Annotated in this window: 19 protein-coding genes; 11 read left to right on the top strand and 8 right to left on the bottom strand. The window is 53.7% G+C overall.

From position 1 onward, the window contains the following. Window positions 1-7: 7 nt before the first annotated feature. The 8 genes from E2L00_RS14310 to fliE all read right to left on the bottom strand — a co-directional run bounded on the left by E2L00_RS14310 (window position 8) and on the right by fliE (window position 7290). Complete coding sequence (locus E2L00_RS14310; protein ID WP_338031935.1) at window positions 8-439, bottom strand: flagellar protein FlhE; 432 nt, start codon at window positions 437-439, stop codon at window positions 8-10. Continuing rightward, entirely contained in the window at window positions 436-2541 is a 2106-nt protein-coding gene (flhA, locus tag E2L00_RS14305) for a flagellar biosynthesis protein FlhA (RefSeq protein WP_167612731.1), read from the bottom strand. Before flhA ends, E2L00_RS14310 begins: the two co-directional genes overlap by 4 nt. After that, window positions 2541-3686 carry a flagellar biosynthesis protein FlhB gene (flhB, locus tag E2L00_RS14300; protein WP_167612729.1) on the bottom strand — a complete coding sequence of 382 codons (1146 nt, stop codon included), beginning with the start codon at window positions 3684-3686 and terminating at the stop codon, window positions 2541-2543. The genes flhA and flhB overlap by 1 nt, the downstream gene beginning before the upstream one ends. A gap of 119 nt (window positions 3687-3805) precedes the next feature. Then, complete coding sequence (cheZ, locus tag E2L00_RS14295; RefSeq protein WP_167612727.1) at window positions 3806-4438, bottom strand: protein phosphatase CheZ; 633 nt, start codon at window positions 4436-4438, stop codon at window positions 3806-3808. A 3-nt stretch (window positions 4439-4441) separates the two neighbouring features. Next, entirely contained in the window at window positions 4442-4831 is a 390-nt protein-coding gene (gene cheY / locus E2L00_RS14290) for a chemotaxis response regulator CheY (protein ID WP_167612725.1), read from the bottom strand. A gap of 56 nt (window positions 4832-4887) precedes the next feature. Next, window positions 4888-5934: a protein-glutamate methylesterase/protein-glutamine glutaminase gene (locus E2L00_RS14285; RefSeq protein ID WP_167612723.1), complete on the bottom strand. Its 1047-nt coding sequence runs from the start codon at window positions 5932-5934 to the stop codon at window positions 4888-4890. Then, window positions 5934-6794 (bottom strand): CheR family methyltransferase, encoded by an 861-nt coding sequence (locus E2L00_RS14280; protein ID WP_420808855.1) that lies wholly within the window; start codon window positions 6792-6794, stop codon window positions 5934-5936. Before E2L00_RS14280 ends, E2L00_RS14285 begins: the two co-directional genes overlap by 1 nt. A gap of 160 nt (window positions 6795-6954) precedes the next feature. Next, window positions 6955-7290 carry a flagellar hook-basal body complex protein FliE gene (gene fliE, locus E2L00_RS14275; protein ID WP_167612721.1) on the bottom strand — a complete coding sequence of 112 codons (336 nt, stop codon included), beginning with the start codon at window positions 7288-7290 and terminating at the stop codon, window positions 6955-6957. A 286-nt stretch (window positions 7291-7576) separates the two neighbouring features. On the opposite strand from fliE, the gene fliF reads away from it, so the two are divergent. The 11 genes from fliF to fliP all read left to right on the top strand — a co-directional run bounded on the left by fliF (window position 7577) and on the right by fliP (window position 17305). After that, on the top strand, window positions 7577-9280 hold the full coding sequence (fliF, locus tag E2L00_RS14270) for a flagellar basal-body MS-ring/collar protein FliF (protein WP_167612719.1): 1704 nt from the start codon (window positions 7577-7579) through the stop codon (window positions 9278-9280). Continuing rightward, on the top strand, window positions 9277-10263 hold the full coding sequence (gene fliG, locus E2L00_RS14265) for a flagellar motor switch protein FliG (protein WP_167612717.1): 987 nt from the start codon (window positions 9277-9279) through the stop codon (window positions 10261-10263). The genes fliF and fliG overlap by 4 nt, the downstream gene beginning before the upstream one ends. Further along, window positions 10256-10969, top strand: coding sequence for a flagellar assembly protein FliH (locus tag E2L00_RS14260; RefSeq protein ID WP_236127752.1), 714 nt, complete (start codon window positions 10256-10258; stop codon window positions 10967-10969). Before fliG ends, E2L00_RS14260 begins: the two co-directional genes overlap by 8 nt. Continuing rightward, window positions 10966-12342, top strand: a complete 1377-nt coding sequence (gene fliI / locus E2L00_RS14255) for a flagellar protein export ATPase FliI (protein WP_167612716.1) — start codon at window positions 10966-10968, stop codon at window positions 12340-12342. Before E2L00_RS14260 ends, fliI begins: the two co-directional genes overlap by 4 nt. Before the next feature lie 14 nt (window positions 12343-12356). Then, a complete protein-coding gene (gene fliJ / locus E2L00_RS14250) occupies window positions 12357-12806 on the top strand; it encodes a flagellar export protein FliJ (RefSeq protein ID WP_167612714.1) in 450 nt (149 codons plus the stop codon). After that, on the top strand, window positions 12803-14056 hold the full coding sequence (locus tag E2L00_RS14245; RefSeq protein ID WP_167612712.1) for a flagellar hook-length control protein FliK: 1254 nt from the start codon (window positions 12803-12805) through the stop codon (window positions 14054-14056). Before fliJ ends, E2L00_RS14245 begins: the two co-directional genes overlap by 4 nt. 135 nt (window positions 14057-14191) lie before the next feature. Then, window positions 14192-14701, top strand: coding sequence for a flagellar basal body-associated protein FliL (gene fliL / locus E2L00_RS14240; protein WP_167612710.1), 510 nt, complete (start codon window positions 14192-14194; stop codon window positions 14699-14701). A 5-nt stretch (window positions 14702-14706) separates the two neighbouring features. Next, entirely contained in the window at window positions 14707-15714 is a 1008-nt protein-coding gene (gene fliM, locus E2L00_RS14235) for a flagellar motor switch protein FliM (protein WP_167612708.1), read from the top strand. A gap of 6 nt (window positions 15715-15720) precedes the next feature. Further along, window positions 15721-16125, top strand: coding sequence for a flagellar motor switch protein FliN (fliN, locus tag E2L00_RS14230; RefSeq protein WP_167612706.1), 405 nt, complete (start codon window positions 15721-15723; stop codon window positions 16123-16125). After that, window positions 16125-16535, top strand: coding sequence for a flagellar biosynthetic protein FliO (fliO, locus tag E2L00_RS14225; protein WP_167612704.1), 411 nt, complete (start codon window positions 16125-16127; stop codon window positions 16533-16535). Before fliN ends, fliO begins: the two co-directional genes overlap by 1 nt. Continuing rightward, window positions 16532-17305 carry a flagellar type III secretion system pore protein FliP gene (gene fliP / locus E2L00_RS14220; RefSeq protein ID WP_167612702.1) on the top strand — a complete coding sequence of 258 codons (774 nt, stop codon included), beginning with the start codon at window positions 16532-16534 and terminating at the stop codon, window positions 17303-17305. Before fliO ends, fliP begins: the two co-directional genes overlap by 4 nt. Window positions 17306-17308: the final 3 nt, after the last annotated feature.

The raw sequence follows: 17308 nt of genomic DNA, 5'->3' as shown, positions 1-17308 counted from the left end.
TAAGCAGCTAAAAGCCAGGCTCTGGTATGACCCGGCGATAATTTACCGTTAACTCATTGCTGACCACGTGCAAGGCAGGAATAAGCTGTCCCCGGCCTGCTACGGAATAAACAAAGCGAAACGGGCCGCGTGCTGAAAGCGGGGCGGTGAGTTTTTTTCGCCCGCTCAGTCCTGCAAGCTTAATGCAGGTAGCGGCGCTGCACAGCTTTATCTCCAGACCCGCAGGAGGAGGCGTGAGCAGCGTGACCCGCCATGCCAGGAGGCTGGCCTGCGCCGAGGCGGGGAGATCTGCCGGGGCGCTCAACGCCGCGCCCGCCATCGTCTGTTTCCCCACGCTTATTACGACGCCAGCCGTTTTCTGGTGCCAGGCGCCACCGGTAGCGAAAGCCGCAGGCGGAAAAAGAAGCGCAGCCAGCACCATTAACCCCGCGAGTTTCACTCCTGGCCTCCAACGATGGAGGTCATGCGCACCGTACGGTTATTGCTGATTTCCAGATTCGACAGTACGGCAAGCTGCGGATAGACGCGGCGCAGGAAACGTGAAAGCATCATACGCAGGGGCTGATTCACCAGCAGCACCGGCGGCGCACCGAGGGCTTCCTGCTGAGCCAGCGCTTTTTCAGTCTGCCGCATAAGGTTTTCGGCAATCCCCGGTTCGATGGCGCTGCCGTTCTGGCTTGCCTGGATCATTAACCTTTCCAGGTTCATATCCATACCAATAACGCGAATCTCGTCGTTGCCCGGGAACCATTGCTGCGTGATGGCGCGACCTAAACGAATGCGCGCGTGTGCCGTCAGCTCATCGGGATCGTTTTGTACCGCCGCATACTCAGCCAGCGTGTCAACAATGGTGCGCATATCGCGAATTGAGATCCTTTCCGCCAGCAGATTTTGCAGTACCTTATGGAAAGTGGTCAGGGAGATAACGCCCGGGATCAGATCGTCTACCAGCTTCGGCATTTCTTTGTTAAGACGACTGAGCAACTGTTGCGTTTCCTGACGGCCAAACAGCTCATCGGTGTGTGTGGCAATCAGGTGATTAAGGTGGGTCGCAATGACCGAGCTTGGATCAACCACCGTGTAGCCCAGAATCTGGGCCCGCTCGCGCAGTACTTCATCGATCCATACTGCGGGCAGGCCAAACGTCGGCTCCTGACACGGCGTGCCGGGTAGCTCGCCTTCCGCACAGCCAGGATCGATAGCCATCCAGCGTTCGGGCATCGTTTCGCCGCTGCCGATTTCGACGCCTTTAAGCAGAATGCGATAGTGGGTCGGCGGCAGATCGAGGTTATCGCGGATATGCACTGCGGGCGGTAGAAAGCCCATCTCTTGGGCGAATTTTTTACGGATGCCGCGAACGCGCGTGAGCAACTCGCCGCTTTGCGCGCTGTCCACCATCGGGATTAACCGATAGCCGACTTCAAGACCCAGCACATCTTCATGCTGAACGTCATTCCAGGAGGCCTCGGTCACCTGAACGGCGTCGGCCTGGGCCCTGGCCGCGTCTCTGCTCTCTTTGGACCGGGAGCCGCCCGCCGCCTGGCTTTCTGTCTCTTTGCCGCGCATCCACCAGGCAATGCCCAGCAGCGAGGCGGTAAACAGCAGAAAAACAAAGTTAGGCATGCCGGGGATCGTGCCCAGCAGGCCAATTATCGCGGCCGAAAGGACCAGAACGCGCGGGTTGTTAAACAGTTGGCCTACCATCTGCTCGCCCACGTCCTGATCGGTGACAACCCGGGTAACGATAACGCCAGCCGCGGTCGAGATGATCAGGGCCGGGATCTGGGCAACCAGGCCGTCACCAATAGTCAGGATGGTATAAGTTTCGGCGGCGGCCCCAAAGGACAAATCGTGTTGCAGAATGCCGATTATCAGACCGCCGATGACGTTCACCGCCATGATCAGCAGGCTGGCAATCGCATCCCCGCGCACAAATTTGCTGGCGCCATCCATCGAACCGTAGAAGTCGGACTCCTGGGTCACCTCATTGCGACGGCGCTTGGCTTCTTCTTCACCAATAAGACCCGCATTCAGATCGGCATCAATGGCCATCTGTTTGCCCGGCATCCCGTCCAGCACAAAGCGCGCGCCGACTTCCGCGATACGGCCAGCGCCTTTGGTGATAACCATAAAGTTGATAATAATGAGGATGGCGAACACCACGATACCAATCGCAAAATTCCCCCCGACCAGAAAATGCCCGAATGCCTCAACGACGCGGCCCGCAGCGTTGGCTCCCGTGTGCCCGTCCATCAGGATGATTCGCGTTGAGGCGATATTCAGCGCGAGGCGCAGCAGCGTCGAAAACAGCAGTACCGTAGGGAATGCAGAGAAATCGAGCGTCTTTTGGGTGAACATAGCCACCATTAATATCATCAGGGAAAGGACGATATTAAAGGTGAAGAGTAAATCAAGCAGAAACGCGGGCAGGGGCAATATCATCATGGCCAGAATCAGCATGATTAATATCGGCCCCGCCAGTATTTTCCACTGTGTCTCCCTCATCGGGGGTAAACGTAATTTGGCGGCGAAGTTTGCCATCACTCATGACTCTCTTGTGCAAAATCCAGCGCAGCAGGCACGGGAAGGTTCTCAGGTTTTTTAGGCGCAATGCCGCCGCCCAGCCGCCAGCGTCTCAGGCCATAAACCCAGGCAAGGACTTCGGCAACGGCGCTGTACAGTTCGCCAGGTATAGGCTGTCCAATTTCGCAGTGGCGATAGAGCGCACGGGCAAGCGGCGGCGCTTCAAGCATGGGGATGGCATGCTTTTGCGCTTCTGTTCGAATGCGTAACGCCATTTCACCCGCGCCCTTAGCCAGCACGATGGGAGCGGCGTTGCCGCCTTCTTTGTAGCTTAAGGCAATGGAGTAGTGCGTCGGGTTATTCACAATCACATCGGCGTTTGGCACGTCGGACATCATGCGCCGGCGTGCGGCGGCACGTTGCAGTTGTTTGATGCGGTTCTTAATGTGCGGGTCGCCTTCGCTTTGTTTAAGTTCATCGCGAATTTCCTGGCGGCTCATGCGCATTTTCTTCAGATTGCTGAAGATCTGGTAAAACACGTCGTAACCTACCATCGGGATCAGCGCGAGGATAACCATTAGCAGGCACCGGGAAATCAGGTAGCGCGAATCTGCCAGACCGTCGGCCAGCGAGCCGTGGCCGAGAGAAATAAAACGTGCTTTGTTATGGTAGATAAACAGCGCGCCAGCGCTTCCTACCAGCACGACTTTGAGTATGCCTTTGATTAATTCAGATACCATCTGAGCGGAAACCATACGCTTCAGGCCGGGCAAAGGATTTATCCGCTTTAGTTCAAATTTGAATGCCTTACCGCCAGGCTGGACGCCTCCCAGCAGCGCAGAGGCGCAGATGCCGGTCAAAAACAGCCCCAGCAAAATCGGCAATACCGACGATGCCGCCATCAGCAGCAGTTGGCGAAGCTGCCGAATCATTGAGGCGGTATCCAGGAAAGCTGACCGATCGAAGCTCAGCCCGCTTTGTAACAGCGTCGCCAGCTTGCGGGCCACCACATCCCCAGCGAACAGAATCAGGCTCCAGCCAACCATCAGCATCAGCAATGACGTCAGCTCTTTGGAACGAGGAATTTGCCCCTCTTCCCGGGCTTTCTCTCGTCGTTGGGGCGTGGGTTCCTCTGTTTTTTCTACATCGCTTTCTTCAGACATCGGCTTTAATCATATTGCGGGTATAACAACGCTGCGGCGAAGGGCTGAACGACAACACCTTTAATAGCAGGATAAAAAACACGCCGGCACGGCCCGCTCGCAAAGATGCCGCAAGAAAATTAAAAGCCCAGACTTTCAAGTAAATCATCAACCTGACCTTGCGTAGCGACAACGCCTGCGCCGTTTTGATCGATTTGCGGACCATTTTTCAGCGGTTCTTCAGCCGTCTTCCCTGGTGCCACCTCTTCTGGCATGTTATCGAGCAGAACATGGATCAGCTCTTTCTCAATATTCTCGATAAGCACCATCATGCGCTGAATAACCTGGCCGGTCAGATCCTGGAAATCCTGCGCCATCATAATCTGCATAAGCTGCTCGTTGGTCTTACCGGCAATATCCGGCGTATCGTGCAGAAACTGACGGGTATCCGAAACCAGATCTTTTGCAATCGGCAGCTCAACGGGGCTGGCAAACCATTCGTCCCAGCGCGTGCTTAGCGCCGTGGACTGGCTGCTAAGCGAGTCCTGTAGCGGGCGGGCAACCTCCACGCAGGTTAAGGCGCAGTCCGCCGCCTGTGACGTTTTTGCCACGACATAAGACAGCCTGTCGCGGGCATCAGGGATGGCATCTGCCGCATCAATAATGATGCGGTCAAGCCCAAGATTGGCCACGCTATCGTGCAGCAGACGCGTTAACTGGCCAATCCGCGAGAAGATATCCTTAAAATTATCCTGCGTTGCTTTGCTATCCATAATTTACCACCCGAGCTTTTCAAATATTTTGCCTAGCTTCTCTTCCAGCGTCGCTGCGGTGAAAGGCTTAACAACGTACCCGCTGGCACCGGCCTGAGCGGCGGCAATAATGTTTTCTTTTTTCGCTTCCGCCGTCACCATCAGCACCGGCAGCTTGCCAAGCACGGCATCTTTACGAATTTCAGTCAGCAGTTCGAGGCCATCCATATTGGGCATATTCCAGTCGGTTATCACAAAATCGAAGGAAGATTCTCGCAGACGAGTGAGGGCGTCCTGGCCGTCTTCAGCTTCTTCAACGTTATTGAAATCTAAATCTTTTAAAAGATTACGCACGATACGGCGCATGGTAGCGAAGTCGTCAACGACTAAAAAACGCAGGTTTTTATCTGCCATGTTAATTCCTGAAAGGTTTAATCCCCCCGCGGGGAGAGTTGAGTAATTATGCTGAGTTAAATTCGCCGTGCCTGGCCGGTTACGCTGTTTAACATGTGCTGCGTCATCTCACAGAGATCGACAACTTCCACGGCGGCGCCAAGGCCAATAGCTTCTTTTGGCATCCCGAACACCACGCAGGATTTTTCGCTTTGGGCGAGGGTGTGAGCACCCGCTTTACGCATTTCCAGCAGGCCATGCGCGCCATCGTTGCCCATGCCGGTCAGAATCGAGCCTACGGCGTTTTTACCCGCGCAAGCCGCCACCGATTTGAACAGCACGTCTACCGACGGACGATGGCGGTTAACCGGTGGGTTATCGTTGAGCTTCACGTGATAGTTAGCCCCGCTGCGCACAAGCTCCATATGCACGGCGCCGGGCGCGATATAGGCATGTCCGGGCAGCACGCGGTCGCCGTCTTCGGCTTCTTTCACCGCGATTTCACAAATCTTGTCGAGCCGTTCGGCAAAGGAGCGGGTAAAGCCGGGGGGCATATGCTGGGCGATGACGACGCCCGGACAGGTGCGGGGCAGCGGCATCAGGAGCTGGCGCAGGGCCTCGGTACCGCCGGTTGACGAGCCGATAGCAAAGATTTTTTCGCTGCCGACCAGCGGGCTGGCGATAATTTTTGGCAGCGCCTTGTGGCGATCGCGACGGTAGATTTGCGCCTTTGCAGCGATACGGATCTTCTCGGCAATCAGCTCGCTGTACTGCGCCATGCCCTCTTTCAATCCCATTTGCGGCTTGGTAACAAAATCCACCGCACCCATCTCCAGCGCGCTAAGCGTGATTTCAGAGCCTTTACTGGTCAGCGATGAGATCATAATGACCGGCATGGGGCGCAGGCGCATCAGGCGTTCGAGAAAATCCAGTCCGTCCATACGCGGCATTTCAACGTCAAGCGTAAGCACGTCCGGATTGAAGCGTTTAACCAAATCACGAGCGATAATCGGATCCGGTGCGGTGGCGACCATTTCCATATCGGGTTGCTGATTGACAATGTCGCTCATGATATTGCGAATAAGCGCCGAATCGTCAACGCAGAGGACTTTAATCTTGTGCATTATTTATCCTGTGTCAGGTCGTACACTGACTGACCGCGAAGGCGAAATGCGCCGTTTGTCGTGCCAAAGTGTTCAGAATGCCCGACGAATAAAATACCGCCGGGTTTCAGCATGCTGGCAAAGCGATTCAGCAGTTGTTCCTGTGTCTTTTGATCAAAATAAATCATCACATTGCGGCAGAAGATAGCGTCGAACGGTGCCGGAATATCCCATTTTGCATCCAGGAGATTGAGGTGCTGGTAATGAATAGTATCGAGCAGCTCTTTTCGGACTTTCACGAGGGATTGTTGCTCCCCGATACCGCGCAGGAAGTAGGTTTTCTTTTGCTCAGCGCTCAGGTTACCGAGATCGGATAGCCGATAAACGCCAGCCGCTGCTTTGGCCAGCACTTCGGTATCGATATCCGATGCCCAGATACGCGGGTTAAGCGTACTGCGGCCCAGCGCCTCATCTAAAGTGATGGCGATAGAATAAGGTTCTTCCCCGGTAGAGGAGGCGGTGCACCAGACTTTATAATTGCCATTCCCTCTGCGCGCGCGCGCATGCTCAGCAAGAACGGGGAAATGATAAGCTTCCCGGAAAAAAGAAGTCAGGTTGGTAGTTAGCGCGTTAATAAATGTCTGCCATTCACCGCTATTGGGACTCGATTCCAGGCGAGTTAAGTACTCACTGAAGTGCGTTAATTTTAATTCACGTAAACGCCGCGACAGGCGGTTATAAACCATGTCGCGTTTCTGGCTGTTTAACACAATCCCCGCGCGTTGATAAATAAGCTGACTAACCTTTTCCAGTTCTTTGTCTGCAAGCCCAGGCTGAATGCGAATAGCTGTGCTGTTCATTAAACGATCGTCGCTTTCCATACTCATAAATAACATCCTTGCGACATATAAAATTTATTATAATGGCGTGACTGCGCGGGTCTGTTTTTAGAAAATATGCTGAATGAGGTTATCAAATTGCTGAGCGTTAATTGCCTAAAAATCTCTTCGGTAATGATCCTGGTAAACTATAAAGCGGAACCTATACCGCCATGTTCATAATTTCCTGGTAGGCGCTGACCATTTTATTGCGGACCTGTATTCCCATATTTAGCGCCACTGAAGCCTTTTGCAAAGAGACCATTACATCACTAAGACCAATGTCCGAGGCGCCTGTTATATAGTTCTGCGCCTGGGTTTTTGCTGCCGTTTGCATCTGGCTAATGCCGTTTATGCTGTTAAATAACAGCGAGGAAAAGGAAACGGAATTAGCAGCATTTTGTTTATCTGACAGCACATTGCCGTTGGATAATCCGGTGATCTGCCTTGACTGAAACTGAATTTGTTCCAGCACGCTATTCATTGCTGGAGTAGCCATTAAACGCTCCTGTTAATTATCGCTAATAAACCCTGATGATTCAGGCTTTGCTTCTTTTTATTAAGGGGAGTTTAGCATGTGGTCTGGCTGACAAGATAACGCAATAAGCTGACAAAAATTTCAGCTCATTGGTGCTTAAGATAAATTCGGAATGACACATAATACACGAATGAAATTTGGTAAAAATGAAGGATCGCCCGCTGTGCTTTGTTTGGATCTCTAACCGGAGTGCTGATTCGCAATATTGCGTACACATTGCGTCATTTATTTTTTACAGGACTGCGGCATGAATGCCACCACAAACGGTATTAAAAGCAACAATACAACAACTCTGATAGCAGCCTTTGAGCGTATTCGTGCCAATCCTAAAATTGCTCTGATTGTCTCTGCTGCGGCTGCCATCTCGCTTATCGTCGCGCTTGCTCTCTGGGCTCAGTCGCCGAACTATCGCGTACTGTACAGCAACATCAGCGATCGGGACGGCGGGGCCATTGTAGCCCAGCTGGGACAGATGAATGTGCCCTATCGTTTTGACGAGCGCGGCGGTGCGATTATGGTCCCGGCGGATCGGATTTATGAGGCGCGTCTTAAGCTTGCGCAGATGGGGCTGCCCAAAGGTGGGGCCGTAGGCTTTGAGCTGCTGGACCAGGAAAAATTTGGTATCAGCCAGTTCAGCGAGCAGGTTAACTATCAGCGTGCGCTGGAAGGGGAGCTGTCGCGCACTATTGAAAATTTAGGTCCGGTTCGCCGCGCTCGCGTGCACCTTGCCATACCAAAACCCTCCCTGTTTGTGCGCAATGAAAAACAACCTTCAGCTTCCGTGACGGTGCATCTGGATAACGGCCGCAGTATGGATACAAGCCAGGTGAACGCCATTACCTGGTTAATTGCAAGCGCCGTTCCCGGTCTGAATGCCGATCTGGTGACTGTCGTGGATCGAACGGGTCGCCTGCTGTCGCAGCACGGCGGCCAGGCGCAGCAAACCTCTCGCTTAAAATACACCAGCGAAGTGGAGGCAGATTTTCAGCGTCGGATTCAGTCTATCCTGGCGCCCATTGTTGGCAGCCAGAACGTGCGTGCGCAGGTAACGGCACAGGTTGATTTTACGACTCACGAGCAGACGGCTGAACGGTTCCAGCCCAACTCAGCGCCGGAAAAAATGGCTATCCGCAGCCGTCAGACCAGCGACGCAGAGCAGGGCGGCAAAACTAGTAACGGAGGCGTGCCGGGCGCGCTGAGTAATCAACCGCCGACACCCGCCACGGCGCCGTTAACTCAGCCGCTGGGTACGGCTAACCAGGCGCAAGAGGGAGCCGGGAACGCTAACAACAAATCCGCTGCCGCCGGAGCTAACGATGCCGTAGCGATAATCCCGTTTAACTCAAACAAAGACGCCACCACCAACTACGAGCTTGACCGCACGCTGACGCACATTAAGCGCAGTACGGGCAGCATTGAGCGCTTATCAGTCGCGGTGGTGGTAAATCATGTGCTGAATAAAGAGGGCAACCTGACGCCTTTAGCCAAAGAGCAGATGGAACAGATAACCGCGCTGGTGAAAGAGGCGGTTGGCTATTCCGAAGCGCGCGGCGACACCCTGAACATCGTCAACTCCGCCTTTAGCACTGCGGATGACGAGCGGGTGCTGCCGCTGTGGCAACAGCCGGAAGCCATCAACCTGTTGCTGGCCGCGGCCCGTTATTTGCTGGTTGGCATTGTGGCATGGGTTCTGTGGCGTAAAGCCGTACAGCCAGCCTGGATGCGTAACCAGGAACTGGCGTTACAGCGGCTGAAACTGGAGAAAGAAGCCCGTCAGGCCGAACTGGACGCGCTGTCAAGTAAGAACGAACAGACCGCGAAAATGAAGGCTCAGGCGCGTATTGACGTTGAACTCAACGCTCAGCACCTGCGTGAAATGGCGGAGAACGGTCCGCAGGTGATTGCGCTGGTCATGCGCCAATGGATGAACAAGGAGCTTACCGGAAAATGAATGCCGCAGAGAAAAGTGCCATCGTCATGCTGACGCTCGGCGATGAGCGGGCGGCTGAGGTGTTTAAGCACCTGTCTACCCAGGAGGTAACCCGGATTAGCTCGGCGATGGTCAGCATGAGCGCATTTACTCACGATCAGCTTTCCCATGTGCTGAAAGAATTTCAGAGGGATTCCAGCGAAGTCGCGACGCTCAACATCGATACCAATGAATATCTGCGTAGCGTACTGGTGAAAGCGCTGGGTGAAGAGCGGGCATCAAGCCTGCTGGAAGATCTGCTGGAAACCCAGGACGGCAACAACGGCATCGAAACGCTTAACTTCATGGAACCGGTAACGGTATATGACCTGATTCGCGATGAGCACCCGCAGATTATCGCCACCATACTTGTGCATCTGAAGCGCAGCCAGGCGGCCGACGTGCTGGCGAGATTCGACGATCGCGAGCGTAACGACATCATGCTGCGTATTGCTACCTTCGGCGGCGTACAGCCAGCGGCGCTTCACGAGCTGATCGAAGTGCTCAACAACCTGCTGCACGGACAAAATCTCAAACGCAGCAAAATGGGAGGCGTGCGTCCTGCGGCTGAAATTCTCAACCTGATGAAATCTCAGCAGGAAGATGCGGCTATTGCAGCGGTGCGCGAATTTGACCATGAGCTGGCGCAGAAAATCATTGATGAGATGTTCCTGTTTGAAAATCTGATTGCGCTAGAAGATCGCAGCATCCAGCGTATTCTGCAGGAGATCGATAACGAGGCGCTGATCGTTGCGCTTAAAGGGGCTGAACAGCCGCTGCGCGATAAGTTCTTCCGCAATATGTCCAGGCGTCAGGCGGATATCATGGTGGAAGATCTCAACTCTCGCGGCCCGGTGCGTATGTCGCAGGTGGAGGCCGAGCAGAAGAATATTCTGCTGGTGGTGCGCCGCTTAGCCGAGAGCGGCGAAGTGGTGCTTGGTGGCGGGGAGGACGTCTATGTCTGATAACGCTATGGCATGGCGCCGCTGGCAGCCGGAAGATCTGCTGGCTGACTTTGGTAGCCGCACGGGACATACGTTTTCTGAGCCAGAGGCGGTCCCCGAAAACTATCAGTCTGACGAGCTGCTACAGGCTGAGCTTTCACGCATCCGTCAGCAGAATGAGCAAAAAGGTTTTGCTCAGGGCCAGGCGCGAGGTCTGGAAGAAGGCAAACGGCAGGGTTATCAGGACGGACTGCAGCTCGGTAAAAAAGAGGGGATCGAACAGGGACTGGCGCAGGCTAAAGCCCTACAGGATGAAACCGCTGCGCAGATTGCCCACCTGTTCGAAGCGTTTAAGGACGCGCTGGATAACCTCGATAGCGTGATCCCGTCGCGCCTGGTGCAGCTTTCGCTAACGGCCGCGCGCTCAATCGTCGGGAAAAACATCGTTTATGACAACACTATCCTGATCGAGAAGCTTAAACAGCTCCTCAGGGAAGATACGCTGCTGGCGGGTGATATCCAGCTGCGGGTGAGCGCAGAGGATATGGCCGTGGTCGCCGAGCGGCTCAGCCCCACGCTTACCTCGCTGGGATGGGAACTGCTTGTTGACGTGGATATTCTGCCGGGCGGCTGCCGTATTACTTCCTCCGAGGGCGAAATTGACGCGACCCTGAGCACCCGTTGGGAAGAACTTTGTCGCCTGAGCCGGGAAGATTTCAGCTCATGACCGCGCGCCTGAAAAACTGGCTGGACGCCATTGAAAGCCGGGAGCAGAAGATTGCGGGGCTTCCGCCTTTTCGCCATTACGGAAAGTTGACGCGCGCCACGGGCCTGGTAATGGAGGCGGTTGGCCTTAAGTTACCTATCGGCACGCTGTGCATTGTGGAGCGCGACACCGGTAACGGCATCGCAAAAATCGAAAGCGAAGTGGTGGGGTTTAATGGTCAGATCCTCTATCTGATGCCGCTTGAAAACGTTGACGGTGTTTTACCCGGCGCGCGCGTTTACGCTTTTGACAGCGGTCCCGGCCTGGCCCAGGGCAAACAGTTGCCGCTGGGGCCTGCGTTGCTGGGACGGGTGCTGGATGCCAGCGCCCGTCCGCTGGACGGTTTACCTGCCCCTTGTCGCCGACAGCAGGACACACTGTTTACCGCACCTTTAAACCCTCTGTTGCGCGATCCGATCAAGAACGTTCTCGACGTTGGCGTGCGCGCAATCAACGGCTTGCTGACCGTGGGGCGCGGCCAGCGTATGGGATTGTTTGCCGGTTCCGGGGTAGGCAAAAGCGTGCTGCTGGGCATGATGGCCCGCTACACCAGGGCGGATGTGATTGTGGTGGGGCTTATCGGCGAACGCGGGCGCGAAGTGAAAGACTTTATCGAAAATATTCTCGGTAAAGATGGGCTACGCCGCTCCGTAGTGATTGCCGCCCCGGCAGACGTTTCACCGATACTGCGCATGCAAGGCGCGGTCTATGCCACCCGTATCGCCGAAGATTTTCGTGAACGCGGCATGAACGTGCTGTTGATTATGGATTCACTGACCCGTTACGCCATGGCACAGCGTGAAATCGCGCTGGCCATCGGTGAGCCTCCGGCAACCAAAGGCTATCCGCCTTCGGTGTTTGCGAAATTACCTGCGCTGGTAGAACGCGCCGGAAACGGGGTGAAGGGCGGTGGTTCGATAACTGCTTTTTATACCGTTCTGACGGAAGGCGACGATCAGCAAGATCCTATTGCCGATTCGGCGCGAGCGATTCTTGACGGCCATATCGTGTTATCGCGTCGCCTGGCGGAGTCCGGGCATTATCCGGCGATTGATATTGAAGCATCGATAAGCCGTGCGATGACCGAGCTTATCGACAAAGCGCACTACGGAAAGGTGCAGACCTTTAAGCAGCTGCTGTCCTCTTATCAGCGTAACCGCGATCTTATCAGCGTCGGGGCCTATGCGGCAGGAAGCGATCCTCTGCTGGATAAAGCGATCGGCCTTTATCCCCGGCTTGAAGCTTTCCTTCAGCAGTCCATCGACGAGAATTGCAGCTATGAAGCCTCCCAGGCGCTGCTGAATAAGATTTTTTCTGAGTCTGCAAAAACTTAACGGGACCGTAACGCATGGTAATCACTAGCCCAATGGATACGCTGCGCGATCTTGCACAGCAGCAGCTTGAGACGAGCACCGCTCGCCTGGGAAAGGTGCAGCAGGACTATACGCGTGCCGTTATCCAGCTTGAGCAACTGGAAGCGTACGAGCTGGAGTATCAGCAGAATTTGCAGTTGAACATGGTGGATCGAGGGGTATCGGTGGTGAATTGGGTAAGCCAGCAGTCGTTTATTGACTCTCTTGGTAAGGTGGCTCGCCAGCACGCAGGGCACGTCACCGCCTGTAAACAGGCGGTCGATCTGGCGCTGTCTTCCTGGTGTCGCGACAAACAGCGCCTGAACGCTTTCGACACGCTGAAAAGCCGCGCGGATAGAGTGCGCACGTTAAAAGAAAGCCGACACGAGCAAAAATTAATGGATGAATTTGCGCAGCGCGCCTGCCTGGGGAAAAAAGCTTTATGATGGTAAATATCACGGCCTTAATGAACGCTAAGCCAGCAACACCAACCGCGCAAGGCAGCACGGATACCGTGAAGGACGACGATTTCACCGCCGCGCTTGAACAGAAAACGCAGCAGTTGCTCCCTGTGATTCAGGGAGATATGCAGCAATCGGTTCCTCTGCCTGCGGCAGAAACTCTGGTTAATGTCAGCCATGAACCGCAGGGAAGCGCTTTCGATTCCCTTGATAAACTGCCGGGCAGCACGTTAAACGGTAAGCCACAGGAGACGGCTGACGATCGGGCTCCTGTTCTGGCGGAGATATCTGCTGAGTTGCAGCTTGTACACCTGCAAACTCTGGTGATGCAGATGGATGCTGCAAATGCAGGCGCAGCGGGTGCGGTAGCAGGAACTGCGCAGCAGATGAATATGATCGCGGCGGCAACGACCGCAGCTGATGCCGAAGGAGAAGCGGCAGCTGCAAATATTGACCGGGCTATGCTAACCAGCCGTAAAGGCATGGCGGACAGCGGCAACGCAGCCCTCACAGCAGCGCTGGCTAAGCAAAGCTATCCGCCTGCAGGTCCGGCAGGTAAAGAAGTGAACCACGAAGCGCAATCGACGCCTGGCCTGCCTGCTCCTGTGCAGGTTGAAAAGCCAGAGCAGATGCTCAGTCTTTTTAAACCTGTGGTCGAAGGCGCTCTGGCGTCCGCTGCCGAAGGCCAGCCTTCCTTCACCTCTGCGACCATTGCCCATCCACATACGCCATCTGGTTCTTCACTACTGGCCTCGCATGCTGCCTCGGTTCCCGTGACGGCAGCGTCGGCGACCGTCTTAACGCAGGAGATGGGAACGGTTGCCTGGCAACAATCTTTGGGGCAGCAAATTGCGATGTTTACCCGCAACGGTATTCATAACGCAGAAATACGCTTAAATCCGGCGGAGCTAGGCGTCTTAAAAATTAATCTGCGCCTCAAAAGCGACCAGGCGAGCTTACATTTCGTCAGCGAGAATCACCAGGTTCGTGCAGCCCTCGAAGCGGCGATGCCGCAGCTGCGCACCTCTCTTGCGGAGTCGGGTATCAACCTTGAAGCGAGCCGCGTAGCTAGTGATTCCGCCGAGTCCTGGAGCGGTTCTGCGCATTCTGAGCTGGCGTCCGAACAGCGGGCGCAGGACGATACCGGTCGTGATACTCCTCAGGCTGATACAGGAGACGTGGTTATTCGTCCTGCGCAGATGCGCCACAATAGTGGAATAAATACCTTTGTTTGACGGTTACATTTAATTGCCTGCTTGCCGTCATTAATTTCACTTATTCACTGAATTGTCTCAAAGGCCCTGTGTAATAGAATGATCTATTCTAGGGCGTTCATTACAGGTCCGATACATTTACAAGGTTTTTACATAATGTCGAAAAACAATAAAAACGACGCCAGGCCCGGTAAAAAGAACACCATCATCATTTTGCTTCTCCTGCTTTTGGTCCTCGGTGCCTGCGGCTTTGCTGGTTTTACTTTTTATGAAATAAATAAAATGAAAAGCGGAGCTGCGGCGAATGCTGCCACAGCGGAATCTGAGCCTGTCGAAGAATCTGCGCCTACCTATATTCCAATGGATACGTTTACCGTCAGCCTGAAGCCAGATGAAGGGAACGAAAATAGTGATCGCGTTTTATATATTGGCCTGACGCTACGCGTTAAAGATGATCGTTCAAAAGAGCTGGTTGAGAAGTTTTTGCCAGAAATTCGCAGCCGCTTGCTTATCCTTTTTTCAGAGCAAACTTCTGAATATTTATCTACCAGCGAAGGCAAGCTTCAGCTCATCAATGAAATTAAAACCATAGTCAGTCAGCCACTCGTAGGTAGCGACAGTGCGAATGTTACTGACGTATTATTTAACGCATTTATATTACGGTAAATTCTATGTCTGATAGCGTACTTTCTCAGGCGGAGATCGATCGCCTGCTGAATGGGGGAGGCGATGATGATAGTGATAACCTCGCCGAAAACCCGCAGCAGCCGGAGCAGAATGAAGGGATTAAACCCTATAATCCCAATACGCAACGTCGTGTGGTTCGCGAGCGTTTACAGTCGCTTGAGATTATCAATGAACGCTTTGCACGCCAGTTTCGTATTGGGCTATTTAATCTGTTACGACGCAGCCCGGATATCACCGTAGGTGCGATTAAAATTCAGCCTTACCATGATTTTGCCCGTAATTTATCCGTGCCGACGAATTTAAACCTGGTCCATATGAATCCGCTGCGCGGTACGGCACTATTTGTGTTCTCGCCGAACCTGGTATTTATGACGGTAGATAGCCTGTTTGGCGGCGATGGCCGTTTCCCTACTAAAGTGGACGGGCGTGAATTTACGCCAACCGAACAGCGAATTATCGAAAAAATACTGTCGATGGCGCTGGAAGCCTATGACTATGGATGGAGTTCAGTATTCAAGCTGAAAACGGAATACGTCCGCTCTGAAGTACAGGTCAAGTTTACTAATATTACCTCGTCGCCAAACGATATCGTGGTCACCACGCCTTTCTCGGTAGAAATAGGTGCTCACGTTGGGCATTTTGATATCTGCATTCCATTTAGCATTATTGAGCCGTTACGCGAGTTGCTAACCAGTCCGCTAATGGAAAACTCCAAACAGGAGGATGAACAGTGGCGTAATACGCTGGCCACACAGGTGCAGGATACCGAAATTGAGCTGATGGCAAACTTTGTCGAGATCGATACTCGTTTGTTGCAGGTAATGCAGCTTAAAAAAGGCGACATTATCCCGATCGATAAGCCAGAAAGTCTGGTGGCCTTTATTGATGGCGTACCCGTACTGTCTGGTAAATATGGTTGTGTTAACAATCAGTATGCTTTGAAGGTTGAGCATATGAAGAATCCTTCTTTAGCCTCTTTTAAAAAGGAGTAGTTTCCTGTGAGCGATACCCCATCCTCATCTGACGCTGGCAGCCAATCCATAGAAGATCTGTGGGGCGATGCGATGAGCGAGCAGCAGTCAGTGGAAAACAATAATGCGGCTCCGTCTGGCGGCCAGGAACCTCTGGCGGCAAATTTATCTCAGGATCTCGATCTGATCCTCGATATCCCGGTCAAAATGACGGTGGAGTTAGGGCGCACCAAAATGACCATCAAAGAGCTGCTGCGCTTAAGTCAGGGTTCGGTGGTGACGCTGGAAGGCCTGGCGGGCGAGCCGCTGGACGTTCTGATTAACGGCTATTTAATTGCGCAGGGGGAGGTTGTGGTGGTTTCCGATAAATTCGGTATTCGCATTACCGACATTATTACTCCTTCAGAGCGTATGTACCGTCTGAGCAAATAATGAACTCTGCGACAAAAACCACCACGCCCTCTTCGTATTCACCCGTCGGCTCAGATACGCCTGGTTCGGTGTTATTTAACGTCGGAGGGGCGCTTGCCCTGGTATTGCTGCTTATTGCCGCTATCGCCTGGATTACCCGTCGGGCGGGGTACCGGCGGCAAGATCGAAAAGCGTCCGCGTTGTTGACCGTTAAATGCAGCCAATCCCTTGGGCAGCGCGAACGTGTGGTTATCGTTGAAGTCAATGATAAATGGCTGCTGCTGGGGGTAACGCCGGCGAACATTACCTGCCTCGCTACCTTTGATAAGCAAAGCGGTGCGGAAGACGTTTCCCACTCGCCGCTGGTAGGGGACTTTCAGGCCGTAATGCTCAATATGGTAAAAAAACGCAAACCGGAGTCAGGGCAATGAGCGTTTCACGGCGTCCTTGCTTTCGCTGCCCGAGGATTTTTTTCCTGCTTGTGCTGTCCGGCACGGGCATTTTACTGCCTTTACAGCACGCGTGGGCCGCTAACAGCGATCTGCTGATTACCCATGCTGGCAACGGTGAGAGCTGGTCGTTACCTGTTCAGACCCTGGTATTGCTCACCTCGTTAACCTTTTTGCCCGCGGTTTTGCTGATGATGACCGGCTTCACCCGCATAATCATCGTCTTTGGCCTGTTACGCAATGCGCTGGGTACGCCTTCAACGCCGCCTAATCAGGTATTGCTGGGGCTGGCATTATTTCTTACGTTTTACGTTATGTCGCCGGTCTTTAACCAGATTTATCAGGATGCGTGGCAGCCGTTAACGGAAGATAAAATCAGCATGGAAACCGCGCTGGAAAGGGCGGCCGGGCCCATGCGCACCTTTATGCTGCAACAAACCCGGGAAGCGGATCTGGCGCTTTACACCCGGCTGGCGAAAACCAATAACTTTGCCAGCCCCGACGATGTGCCAATGCGCATCCTGCTGCCCGCCTTTGTTACCAGTGAACTAAAAACCGGCTTCCAGATAGGCTTTACGGTATTCATTCCGTTCCTGATAATCGATCTGGTGGTGGCGAGCGTATTAATGGCGCTGGGGATGATGATGTTGCCGCCGGCCACCATTTCGTTGCCCTTCAAGCTGATGCTGTTTGTGCTGGTTGACGGCTGGCAATTATTAACGGGCTCGCTTGCCCAAAGCTTTTTTAGCTAAGGC

Origin of the sequence: Cedecea colo, assembly GCF_011808225.1 — a bacterium.
In the GTDB taxonomy this organism is placed as follows: Bacteria; Pseudomonadota; Gammaproteobacteria; order Enterobacterales; family Enterobacteriaceae; genus Dryocola; species Dryocola colo.
This window is presented reverse-complemented; position numbering and strand designations above follow the sequence as displayed.

Excerpts from the sequence above, each read along its gene's own strand:
- flhA (WP_167612731.1), bottom strand. The coding sequence starts at position 2,541 with ATGGCAAACTTCGCCGCCAAATTACGTTTACCCCCGATGAGGGAGACA.
- flhB (WP_167612729.1), bottom strand. The coding sequence starts at position 3,686 with ATGTCTGAAGAAAGCGATGTAGAAAAAACAGAGGAACCCACGCCCCAA.
- cheZ (WP_167612727.1), bottom strand. The coding sequence starts at position 4,438 with ATGGATAGCAAAGCAACGCAGGATAATTTTAAGGATATCTTCTCGCGG.
- cheY (WP_167612725.1), bottom strand. The coding sequence starts at position 4,831 with ATGGCAGATAAAAACCTGCGTTTTTTAGTCGTTGACGACTTCGCTACC.
- E2L00_RS14285 (WP_167612723.1), bottom strand. The coding sequence starts at position 5,934 with ATGCACAAGATTAAAGTCCTCTGCGTTGACGATTCGGCGCTTATTCGC.
- E2L00_RS14280 (WP_420808855.1), bottom strand. The coding sequence starts at position 6,794 with ATGGAAAGCGACGATCGTTTAATGAACAGCACAGCTATTCGCATTCAG.
- fliE (WP_167612721.1), bottom strand. The coding sequence starts at position 7,290 with ATGGCTACTCCAGCAATGAATAGCGTGCTGGAACAAATTCAGTTTCAG.
- fliF (WP_167612719.1), top strand. The coding sequence starts at position 7,577 with ATGAATGCCACCACAAACGGTATTAAAAGCAACAATACAACAACTCTG.
- fliG (WP_167612717.1), top strand. The coding sequence starts at position 9,277 with ATGAATGCCGCAGAGAAAAGTGCCATCGTCATGCTGACGCTCGGCGAT.
- E2L00_RS14260 (WP_236127752.1), top strand. The coding sequence starts at position 10,256 with ATGTCTGATAACGCTATGGCATGGCGCCGCTGGCAGCCGGAAGATCTG.
- fliI (WP_167612716.1), top strand. The coding sequence starts at position 10,966 with ATGACCGCGCGCCTGAAAAACTGGCTGGACGCCATTGAAAGCCGGGAG.
- fliJ (WP_167612714.1), top strand. The coding sequence starts at position 12,357 with ATGGTAATCACTAGCCCAATGGATACGCTGCGCGATCTTGCACAGCAG.
- E2L00_RS14245 (WP_167612712.1), top strand. The coding sequence starts at position 12,803 with ATGATGGTAAATATCACGGCCTTAATGAACGCTAAGCCAGCAACACCA.
- fliL (WP_167612710.1), top strand. The coding sequence starts at position 14,192 with ATGTCGAAAAACAATAAAAACGACGCCAGGCCCGGTAAAAAGAACACC.
- fliM (WP_167612708.1), top strand. The coding sequence starts at position 14,707 with ATGTCTGATAGCGTACTTTCTCAGGCGGAGATCGATCGCCTGCTGAAT.
- fliO (WP_167612704.1), top strand. The coding sequence starts at position 16,125 with ATGAACTCTGCGACAAAAACCACCACGCCCTCTTCGTATTCACCCGTC.
- fliP (WP_167612702.1), top strand. The coding sequence starts at position 16,532 with ATGAGCGTTTCACGGCGTCCTTGCTTTCGCTGCCCGAGGATTTTTTTC.